The organism is Providencia sp. PROV033, from assembly GCF_028484855.1.
GTDB classification, from domain to species: Bacteria; Pseudomonadota; Gammaproteobacteria; order Enterobacterales; family Enterobacteriaceae; genus Providencia; species Providencia alcalifaciens.
Window position 1 is genome coordinate 1 of sequence record NZ_JAMPSW010000137.1, and the last position, 6,600, is coordinate 6,600.

Consider the following 6,600-nt stretch of genomic DNA (forward strand, 5'->3'; position numbering starts at 1 on the left):
ATGGATATTGTCGATTGAGATGAGATGATGATGTGTAATAAAAGAGAGGTAGGAATAGCCGTCCCGATAGACGGCTAAATACAATGAGTTATAAAAGACCTGGAAATATTGCTTTCACACCCGTTACAGCAATTTCGATACCTAATGACATTAATAATAACCCCATAATACGGGTGACGACGTTAATACCTGTCTGCCCTAAATAACGAACCAATAAAGATGCCGAACGGAACAGCAACCAACAACAGAAAGCAAATAAAATACTGGTTAACGCTAATCCAATAAAATTTTGCCACCCTGTCCATCGTGAAGACCACACGATACATGAGCTGATCGCACCAGGTCCCGCCATTAATGGAAGAGCTAATGGAACCACACCAATGCTATCGCGCACTGCTGTTTCGGTTTTTTCTTGTTTGTTTTGTTTATCTTCACCAATTTTACCGCTGATCATCGATAAAGCGATAGTAACAATTAGTATTCCCCCCGCGATACGGAACGAATCAATTGAGATGCCAAACAGCTGTAATATTGAGTCACCAACCAGTAAAGACGTACATAAAATAATTGCCACTGATGAGTTGGCTATTGTATTTGTTCGATTACGGCTCGCGATAGTTTGGTAGTTTGTCATACTAATAAACACAGGTAGGATACCAACCGGGTTTACTAACGCAAATAGACCAATAAAAAATTTAATATAGCCTGATAAATCAAGTAATGTTGCGATCACCCATTAATACCCTCATAAAATTCTTAAACAAGAAACGCTTACCTGAATTAATTTTATCACTGAAATGACTAAAATCCTTAGTTAAAGAACAATTTTGTGCATCTTAATAGAATTATTTATTGCAGGTTGTCTCACCACTCAAAAATCGACGTTTTATTCACCCATTTTTAGCGATTCATTAATCCTTTTTTTGCAATTTCTACTAAAACGTAAAAATGCCATGCTGAAAGGAGTCAGCTTGCACATTTTGTGATTTAGATCACTTTATTAATTCCCCTTTTTGTTAATCTGTTCTTAACTAATAAACGTTATTATGAATCAGTTAATTTTTACTTTTTGAGCTATTTATCTGAGATTTATAAGCCAATTAGCATGAGTGAAACGCATTATTGTTAAGTTTATCTATACTGTTGTTTTAGGTGGTCTTGTTACAACAGCTTTTTTTAGATGCTTTGCTCATTGGCTTAAAAATTTTAACTTTATCAGGAGTAATCTATATGTCCGTAACTAATGTTACCGAACTCAATGAACTCGTTGCTCGTGTCAAAAAAGCTCAACGTGAATTTGCCAGCTTCTCTCAAGAAAAAGTCGACCGTATTTTCCGCGCTGCGGCTCTCGCTGCGGCTGATGCTCGAATTCCATTAGCTAAACTAGCCGTTGAAGAATCAGGTATGGGTATTGTGGAAGATAAAGTGATTAAAAACCACTTCGCTTCTGAGTATATCTATAACGCGTATAAAGACGAAAAAACCTGTGGCATTCTGTCTGAAGACCCAACCTTTGGCACCATTACTATCGCTGAACCTATTGGCATTATCTGCGGTATTGTCCCAACAACAAACCCAACGTCTACTGCCATTTTTAAATCTTTAATTAGCTTAAAAACTCGTAATGCGATTATTTTTTCTCCACATCCGCGTGCTAAAATTGCGACTAACCGTGCGGCAGAAATCGTATTAAATGCAGCGATTGAAGCTGGTGCACCAAAAGATATCATCGGTTGGATTGATTCCCCATCAGTCGAGCTGTCTAACGCATTAATGCATCACCCAGATATTAACCTAATCTTAGCAACCGGTGGTCCGGGCATGGTGAAAGCAGCATACAGCTCAGGTAAACCCGCTATTGGTGTAGGCGCAGGTAACACCCCTGTTGTTATTGATGAAACCGCCGATATCAAACGTGCCGTTGCGTCTATCTTGATGTCAAAAACTTTTGATAATGGTGTAATTTGCGCATCTGAGCAGTCAGTTGTCGTGGTTGATGCAGTTTATGAGCAAGTTCGTGAGCGCTTTGCTACCCATGGCGGTTACCTACTACAAGGTAAAGAACTCAAAGCTGTCCAAAATATTATTTTAAAAGATGGTAACCTAAATGCAGCAATCGTGGGTCAACCAGCATTTAAAATTGCAGAAATGGCAGGTATTGTCGTTCCTGAAACCACCAAAATTCTGATTGGCGAGGTAAAACTCATTGATGAATCAGAGCCTTTTGCCCATGAAAAACTTTCTCCACTTTTAGCAATGTATCGTGCTAAAAACTTTGAAGATGCAGTGGAAAAAGCAGAACAATTAGTTGAAATGGGCGGTATTGGTCATACGTCTTGCCTCTACACTGACCAAGATAACCAACATGCTCGAGTAAGCTATTTTGGCGAAAAAATGAAAACGGCACGTATTTTGATTAATACCCCAGCATCTCAAGGCGGTATCGGTGACCTGTATAACTTTAAGTTAGCACCATCCTTAACCTTGGGTTGTGGTTCTTGGGGAGGTAACTCTATCTCCGAAAACGTAGGACCAAAACACTTAATCAACAAGAAAACCGTGGCAAAAAGAGCTGAAAATATGTTGTGGCATAAACTCCCTAATTCAATCTATTTCCGCCGTGGATGTCTTCCTATTGCTTTAGAAGAGATAGCCACTGATGGTGCAAAACGCGCCTTTATCGTCACCGATGGCTATTTATTCAATAATGGTTATGTCGATGAAATTGTTGATGTGCTGAAAAAACACCATATTGAAACGGATGTTTTCTTTGAAGTAGAAGCGGATCCTACCTTGTCTGTTGTACGTAAAGGCGCCGCTCAAATGCAAGCATTCCAACCGGATGTGATCATCGCGTTAGGTGGTGGTTCCCCAATGGATGCCGCTAAGATTATGTGGGTCATGTACGAGCACCCAGAAACTCACTTTGAAGAATTAGCGTTACGCTTTATGGATATCCGTAAACGTATTCATAAATTCCCGAAAATGGGCGTAAAAGCAAAATTAGTGGCGATTACAACCACGTCAGGTACAGGTTCTGAAGTTACACCATTTGCCGTTGTGACTGATGATAAAACAGGTCAAAAATACCCATTGGCGGACTACGCATTAACACCAAATATGGCGATTGTTGATGCAAACTTAGTCATGAACATGCCTAAATCGCTAACTGCATTTGGTGGGTTAGATGCCGTGACTCATGCTCTGGAATCTTATGTTTCTGTACTGGCGAATGAATTCTCTGACGGTCAAGCATTAAAAGCACTAAGCCTGTTAAAAGATTATCTGCCAGCAAGCTACCATGAAGGGGCAAAAAACCCTGTTGCAAGAGAGCGGGTTCATAATGCAGCAACATTAGCGGGTATTGCATTTGCCAACGCCTTCTTAGGAGTTTGTCACTCCATGGCACATAAATTGGGGTCTGAATTCCATATTCCACATGGTTTAGCTAATGCCCTATTGATTTGTAACGTTATTCGTTTCAACGCAAATGATAACCCAACTAAGCAAACAGCATTCAGCCAATACGATCGCCCTCAAGCTCGTCGTCAATATGCTGAGATTGCTGATCACTTAGGATTGACCAAAGCAGGCGACCGTACAGGTGAGAAAATTGAACGTCTACTTGCTTGGCTAGAAGAGATGAAAGCGGATTTAGGTATTCCTAAATCTATTCGTGAAGCGGGTGTTGCCGAAGCGGACTTCTTAGCTCATTTAGATAAATTGTCTGAAGATGCGTTTGATGACCAATGTACTGGAGCTAACCCACGTTACCCGCTGATCTCTGAAATCAAACAACTGTTACTGGATTCTTACTACGGACGTGAATTTACTGAAAAAGGCGCAGAACTTGCTGCACCTAAAGCAGAAAAGAAAAACACGAAAAAATAGTTAGCATTCTAATGGTATAGCCATTAATCGATAAAAAGGCTTCAAAAGATTTAGGATCCCCCTAACGCTTTTGGAGCCTTTATCTTTATTCAAACATCCCAAAGATGGATATATGATAAAATCACCGCCCTAACCACCTTACTATTATTTGTCTAAGCAGTCGTCTTCTCTCATTGCAGCATTCGTTTACTCCACAATACCGTCGTTAGAATATCACCTATAAATTAGGTTGGTCTCATCAGACTTATTGATAACCCAAATATAAACCTTGGCATATGTATTTCCGAAATATAACCACGCTGCGGTCTCAGCTAACTTGAGTCACTTTATTGAAAACAGTAGAAATGCTTAGTAAAGCACCAATAAGGATCAATTTCATAAAACCTTTTATACTTATGTTAAGTACCCATCCAGAAAAACATGAGTCTATAAATGAACTCTTTTCAATCAACCATGACCTTTTCTTTTCTCGGGACGACATAAATTGATATGAAAAAACTGGCTGATTTTACCTATTTAATTTTACTGTGCTTGAGCTTTTCAGCCTACAGCGTGGGCTTACGTCTGGAACCAACAAGATTAATATTAAACAGTGATCACCCCTCCACCACATTCACGGTGATTAATGGGGATTCAATCCCCTATTTCATTCAGGCTACCGTGACTGAACAAATTGAAGGTACGAAGTCACCTTATTTTTTGGTTACCCCCTACTTATTTCGATTAGAAGCAAACAATCAGTCTAGCGCTCGCGTATTATTAAAAAATAACAGTGAATCACCAGCCGATAGAGAATCTCTTTTCTTTTTAAACACACGCGCTATTCCAGCAGAAAAACACCTTCGAGAGCGAGCAAATAAGACTAAACCCACGTTTGTCACCAACATCATCATTAAAGTATTTTATCGACCTAGTCATCTCAGTGCTCCCAATAACCATATTTTCCAGCGAGTGACTCTTCACCAACAACAAAAACTGTGGAAATTTAATAATCCAACACCTTACTATCTAACTGTTGTAAATATTAAATATAACCAGAAAAACTATAATAAAAGCCTGATATTGGCACCATTTAGTGATACAGAAATACCCAATATTCAAGGAAATATTTCCCTAGCTCAATGGCAAATGATTAATGATTTTGGTGGGCTTTCCGACGAGTTCACTTACCTACCAGCTATTGTCACTGAATAAGGCATTAAACGCGGTCAGCCTGGATAAAAAGCGATGAATGATAGCTAACTCAACTACATCCACTAGCCCGTGACAACAGCGTATCGATGAGGAAAGATAGTACAGAGAGGACATTCACAGTTACCTTAGCTTCCCCTAGCGAAATGGAAACATGAAGAAATGGCTAGACGTTATAATCTCGTTGTCACCTTATGAACAAAAGCAGTCGATTTTATTCCAGTCAATGCTCTTTTCATTAGTCTTCGTTTCACTGCCACGAGCATATAATCAACCCTACCTTATATTCCTATTACCGTAGGCGTATTCCAAAGCAAAGAAACAATAATAAAAACTTGTCGTTTTTAAGATTTGAGATGTTAAATTTCATTACGCGCTACCATTTAAGCACATTTGCATTTTTTGATTATAGGATAATGTGTTCATGTATAAAATTAATCCACTAAAAAGCCCCATGTTAAAAACATGAGGCTTATCAAATTTCATTCAATCCGTTTTAAACTTTTTTTGTTACGAACCATTTTTAACTACAAGTAGATTGAGTATTTTATTAATTTATTTACCTTATTTGACAAAAATGTCTTAATAACCTGATATTCCTATTTGTAAACTATATGCCTAATTAATCTTAATCTTCATTTATTTGAAGTTAAACGGTGTTTTCTCTATCGCTCCACTATTCATTAATTGAGCTTGTTTGATAGCATCGGAGTAATGTTTGCGACAGACTGAGATATACTTTTCATTTCCACCAATATCCACCTGTGCTCCTTCATACACTGGTATACCATCACCACCAATGCGTAAAACTTTATTTGCCTTACGCCCACAATAACAGACGGTTTTTAACTCAACTAATTTATCTGCCCACGCTAATAAATACTGACTTCCTGCAAACAATTCCCCAGAAAAATCCGTACGCAAACCATAGCAAAGCACTGGAATGTCTAAATTATCGACTACATCACATAATTGTTCTACTTGCTGTTTTGTCAAAAATTGGCATTCGTCAATGAGCACACAATGTACTTTCTGAACACTATTTTCATTTTTGATAATTTCCGCCATATCCGTTATAGGCGAAAATAATAACGCATCTGCAGATAACCCTATCCGAGAAGACACCTTGCCATGACTAAAACGATTATCAATTTCAGCGGTAAAAATCAAAGTACGCATTCCACGTTCGTGGTAGTTATAGGAAGATTGTAATAATGAAGTCGATTTACCTGCATTCATTGCAGAATAATAGAAGTAGAGCTGTGCCATTGGGCGGTTTCCTAAAAATAATGTTTCAGAATATTTTAGCATAAAGGCATTTTAAGATTAACTGAAACTCTATGCTGATAAGTAAGTGTATGAATTTCCGCCCATCACTATGTTAAATTAGTGACTTTAAGTCACATTCTTTTTGTGTGCTAGACAATTAATCTCAAACTGATATTAACTTTCCTTGGTATAGCCATTGGCACATATTGCTAATTTTATTATGTCAAAAAAAGAAAATTTACGTTAAAC

At 38.2% G+C, this 6,600-nt stretch carries 4 protein-coding genes; 2 read left to right on the top strand and 2 right to left on the bottom strand.

The annotated features are described in order from the left end of the window. Positions 1-88 precede the first annotated feature (88 nt). Entirely contained in the window at positions 89-733 is a 645-nt protein-coding gene (locus PSF16_RS16105) for a YchE family NAAT transporter (protein WP_272689666.1), read from the bottom strand. Positions 734-1,230: 497 nt separating this feature from the next. On the opposite strand from PSF16_RS16105, the gene adhE reads away from it, so the two are divergent. Next, on the top strand, positions 1,231-3,891 hold the full coding sequence (adhE, locus tag PSF16_RS16110) for a bifunctional acetaldehyde-CoA/alcohol dehydrogenase (RefSeq protein WP_272689667.1): 2,661 nt from the start codon (positions 1,231-1,233) through the stop codon (positions 3,889-3,891). 489 nt (positions 3,892-4,380) lie between these two features. After that, entirely contained in the window at positions 4,381-5,085 is a 705-nt protein-coding gene (locus tag PSF16_RS16115; protein ID WP_272689668.1) for a fimbrial biogenesis chaperone, read from the top strand. 636 nt (positions 5,086-5,721) lie between these two features. Here PSF16_RS16115 and PSF16_RS16120 read toward each other — a convergent pair. Continuing rightward, positions 5,722-6,351: a thymidine kinase gene (locus PSF16_RS16120; RefSeq protein WP_006661676.1), complete on the bottom strand. Its 630-nt coding sequence runs from the start codon at positions 6,349-6,351 to the stop codon at positions 5,722-5,724. Positions 6,352-6,600: the final 249 nt, after the last annotated feature.